The organism is Halorubrum sp. AJ67 (assembly GCF_000513435.1).
This window is the reverse complement of the sequence record NZ_CBVY010000005.1, coordinates 78,476-82,620: the sequence shown is the minus strand read 5'-3', so window position 1 is coordinate 82,620 and position 4,145 is coordinate 78,476. Positions and strand designations below refer to the sequence as shown.

Here is a 4,145-nt window from a genome sequence, read left to right as displayed (position 1 = left end):
GTCGAAGTCGCCGTCGGCGGGGTCGGGCGCGCCGCCCTCCATCGCGACCTTCCACGGCTCCGGTTCCGGCTCCTCGTCTTCGTCGTCGTCGGCCAGCATGCCGTCGCTTTTCATCCGTAACAGGACGCTGGCGTAAAACAGCGCCCGCCCGGTGGTCCGGAGGTCCGTCTCGTCGAGCTTCTCCAAGAAGGCGTCCGTCACCTGGACGATGTCGATGTCCCACGGCTCGATCTCGCCCTCCTCGGCGAGTTGGACGAGGAGTTCGACGGGCTCTACCTCGTCGTCGTCGGTCTCGTCCGGCGGCGACACGCCGGCCACGTCAGGGCCGGGAGCAGGGTCGTCGCCCGGATTTGACCCCTCGTTACCGGACATCTTGTCGCCGGACGGGCCGTCGTCAGACGACTCGTCGGCGAACGGGTCGGCCCCGTCGCGCTCGCTCGTCAGGTCGAGGTCGGGGACACCGTCCTCAGTCATCGGCGCTCACCTCGCTTTCCTCCCCCTCGTCGGCGTCGTCGCCGAACTGCATCCCGGTCACCGCCGAGAGGTTGTCGCCCTGCATCGTGACGCCGATAGCGCGGTCGGAGCGCTCCAACAGCGCCGAGCGGTGGCCGACGACGACGAACTGCGCCTCCTCGGCCAGCTCCTCTATCATCTCGCCGACGCGCTCGGCGTTGACCGCGTCGAGGAACGCGTCGATCTCGTCGAGCGCGTAGAACGGCGCGGGGTTGTGACGCTGGACGGCGAATATAAAGGAGAGTGCGGTGAGCGACTTCTCGCCGCCGCTCATCGCGTCGAGCCGCTGGACCGGCTTGTCAGCCGGCTGCGCCTTCATCGTCAGCCCCTCCTCGAACGGGTCCTCCGGGTTCTCCAAGACGAGCTCGCCGGACCCGGCCGAGAGCCGGGCGAAGATGTCCTCGAAGTGGTCGTTTATCGACTCGAACGTCTCCATGAACGTCTCCTTCTTCGCCGCCTCGTACCCCTCGATGCGCTCCTCGATGGCGTCGCGCTCCTCGATGAGGACGTCCCGGCGCTCTTGCAGCTCGTCGAGCGCCTCCTCGACCTCCTCGTACTCGTCGATCGCGAGCATGTTCACCGGCTCTAACGCCTCCATCTCCGCCTCCAACTCCTCGATCCGCGACTCCACCTCGTCGAGGTCGGGGATCTCCGCGGCGTCGTAGTCGCCGACCTGCGATTCCAGTTCGTCTATCTCCCACTCCAAGCGGTCGCGGCGGTCGGTCAGGTCTGACAGCTCCGACTCCGCTTCCGAAACGAGCGACCGCTGCTCGTCGCGCGCCTGCGTCGCCTCGCGGATCTCCTCGCGGAGGTCTTCGCGCTCCGCTTTCAGCTCCGTGAGCTCTTCTTCGAGGTCGGCGATCGCCTCCTTCTTTTCGTCGAGTTCCGCCTGCTTCTCCTCGATGGCGGCCTCGTGGTCCGCGATCGCCTCCTCCGCCTCGGCCTTCGCGTTCTGTGCCTCCTCGACGTCGTCGTGGAGGTCGTCGAGCGCGTCCTCGGCGTACCCCTTCTCCAGCTCCAGCTCGTTGATCCGGCCGTCGAGCGAGTCCATCCGGTCTTCCAACTCGCCGATCTCGGCGCGGATCTCGTCGGCCTGTTCGGAGAGTTCGGGGATCTTCGAGTCGGCGAGTTCCGCTTCGATCTCGTCTATCTCGGCCGCGATTCCGTCGATCTCGCCGTCGATCTCCGTCAGCTCCTCGTCCAACGAGGTCATCTCCGCGTCGACGGACTCGCGTTCCGCCTCCAGTTCCTCCAGTTCCGCCTCCAGCTCCTCGATCCGCGCTTCGGCCTCCGCGAGGTCGTCTTCGGCGCGCTCGACGTCCGCCTCCAGCGACCGGACGCGCTCGGCCGCGTCCGCCTTGCGGTCGCGGGCGTCCTCGATGTCGTCGTCGAGCGCGTCGATCTCCGACTGGACCGACCGGCGCTCGTCTTCGAGGTCGGAGATCTCCGTCGCGAGCCGTTCGAGCTTCCCGCCGCCGGACTTCGTGAACGAGTAGCGGGAGCCGCCGCCGGACCCCCCGGTCATCGCGCCCGACTTCTCGACGAGGTCGCCGTCGAGGGTCACCATCCGGAAGTCGCCCATCAGCTCGCGGGCGGTCGACATGTCCTCGACGACGAGCGTCGAGCCGAGCACGTACGAGAAGATCGACTCGTACTCGGCGTCGTAGTCGACGAGGTTCCGCGCGAAGTCGACGACGCCCGGCAGCGAGGGCTTCCGCGGCAGGCTCCGGTCGTCCATCTTCGTGATAGGGAGGAACGTCGCCCGCCCCGCGTTGCGCTGTTTCAGGTAGTCGATACAGGTCGAGCCGACGCCGTCGTCGTCGACGACGACGTTCGCGAGCCGACCGCCCGCGGCGGTCTCGCAGGCCTCGGCGTACTCGGCCGAGACCGACCCCAGTTCGCCGACGGCACCGTGAACGCCGTCGATGCCGCCGTTCTTCACCTCGGTGACCGCCCGGGGCCACGAGGCGTCGCCGCGCTGGTCGGCGGCCGCCTCCAGCTTGGCGTACTCGTTTTGCTTCTCGCGGAGGGTCGACTCGATCTCCTCTAAGCGCTCCTCGCTCTCCGCCTTCTCCGCGAACAGGTCCGCGACGGCGTCCTCGATGGTCGCCTCGTTCTTCTCGGCTTTGTCCAGCTCGCTTTTCAGCTCGGAGATGCGCGCTTTGTGCTCCGGGAGCGACTCGCGGGCCTCCTCCAGCTCCTCGCGGGCCTCGCTCACCGCGTTCGAGCGGCGGCGAGCCTCGTCGAGCAGCCGGTCCTTCTCGCGTTGCGTCTCGTTTTTCTCCTCGCGCAGCGACTCGATCGACTCCTTCTTCTCCGAGAGGTCGGCCTTCAGCTCGTCGAACTCGGTGTCCGCGCCCTCGATTTCGGCCTCCACGTCGGCGAGCTCCGAGCGCTTCGTCGCCAGCTCCGATTTTACCGAGGCCTTCTCGACTTTCGTCTCGCGAATATCGTCGTCCAGCTCCTCGATCGTCTCCTCCTTGCGGTCGATCTGGACGAACGCCTGTCTGCGGTCGTTTTCGGCCGACTCCGCGCGCGACTCGGCCGACTCGATCTTGTCTTCGAGCCGCGAGATCTCGCCTTTGATCGACTCGATCTCCGACCGGATCTCGATCTGTTCGTCCTCGCCTTTCGTCTCGATCTCGTGGTTGAGGTCCGCTAAGTCCTCCTCCAAGCGGGTGAGCTTCCCCTGTCTGGCGTCGAGTTCGGCTCGGAGCTCGTCGAGCTCCGCCTCCGCCTCCTCGACGTCGTCCGCGACGGTCGCGAGCGTCTCGCGTTTCTCCTCCAGCTCGGAGGCCTTGCGAAACCCGCGGTACTCCTCCAGCTCGTCGCGGAGGTCCTGATACTGGAGGGCGGTCTCGCGCTCGTCGGCGAGCTGGTCGAGCCGCTCCTCCTTCTCGCCGATGCGGAGGTCCGCCTCGCCGATCCGGTCTTCGACGGTGTCCAGCTCCTCGTAGGCGGCCTCCTTCTTCTCGTCGAACTCGGCGACGCCAGCGATCTCGTCGACGATCCCCCGCCGCTGGTAGGGCGTCATGTTGATGATCTCGGTGACGTCGCCCTGCATCACCACGTTGTACCCCTCCGGCGTCACGCCCGCCGCCGCGAGCAGGTCCTGAACGTCCGAGAGGTTCACCGACCGGCCGTTGAGGTAGTAGTACGAGTAGTAATTGTCCTCCGTCTCCTTCACGCGGCGTTTGATCGTGATCTCCGAGACGTCGCCGACGTTCTCGGTGCCGGCCGCGGAGACGACCTGCGACCGGTCGAGCGCGCCGTCCTCGTTGGAGAGCACGACGGTGACGGACGCCTCCTTCGGCCCGCCGGACTCCTCGCCGTCGTCGTGGCCGGGGTTGTAGATGAGGTCGGTGAGCTTCTTCGCGCGGATCCCGCGGGTGCGCGCCAGCCCGAGCGCGAACAACACCCCGTCGATGATGTTCGACTTCCCGGAGCCGTTCGGGCCGGTGACGACCGTGAAGTCCTCGTAGAAGGGGATCCTCGTCGTCCGCCCGAAGCTCTTGAACCCGTCCAGAACGACTTCAGTAATGTGCATGTGGTCGGAGGCGACCGCTTACGCGACGATGATGTCGTCGCCCTCGCTCGACTCGCCGTCGTCGTCGCCGTCGGCCGCTTCGCCC

The 4,145-nt window shown here is 67.0% G+C and carries 2 protein-coding genes; both read right to left on the bottom strand.

The features are described 5' to 3' along the window. Positions 1-474: segregation/condensation protein A (locus BN903_RS06630; protein ID WP_048076992.1), on the bottom strand; the 474-nt coding region annotated here is incomplete at its 3' end. Further along, a complete protein-coding gene (gene smc, locus BN903_RS06625; RefSeq protein WP_048076991.1) occupies positions 467-4,060 on the bottom strand; it encodes a chromosome segregation protein SMC in 3,594 nt (1,197 codons plus the stop codon). The genes BN903_RS06630 and smc, both read right to left, overlap by 8 nt. Positions 4,061-4,145: the final 85 nt, after the last annotated feature.

Bases quoted from the DNA above. Each gene is read 5' to 3' on its own strand.
- smc (WP_048076991.1), bottom strand. From the start codon at position 4,060: ATGCACATTACTGAAGTCGTTCTGGACGGGTTCAAGAGCTTCGGGCGG.